This window comes from Flavobacterium nitrogenifigens, from assembly GCF_003254565.1.
Lineage (GTDB): Bacteria > Bacteroidota > Bacteroidia > Flavobacteriales > Flavobacteriaceae > Flavobacterium > Flavobacterium nitrogenifigens.
The window spans coordinates 1-231 of record NZ_QJRI01000022.1; the positions used below are offsets into that span (position 1 = coordinate 1).

1 protein-coding gene is annotated in these 231 nt (G+C 38.5%); it reads right to left on the minus strand.

From position 1 onward, the window contains the following. The coding region (locus DM397_RS00095) for an AMP-binding protein (protein WP_162615404.1) at positions 1 to 231 on the minus strand (231 nt) is incomplete at both ends.

Sequence of the window (231 nt, forward strand, 5' to 3'; positions counted from 1 at the left end):
ACATCTTAGTCCTGAGATATCTTCATTGCTTAATAAAGCTAAATAGCTTGGAGGAAAAGTTACAACCGTTGATTGCGTGGCTTTTAGAAATTCTACAAACTCCTCTTTATCTTTAATGGTTTCTTCACTCGGAATACACAAAGCAGCACCGCTGTACAGACTCATCATAATCTCTGATACAGAAGCATCAAAGGCAACAGAAGCAAACCAGACTACTTTGTCGTTTTGGGT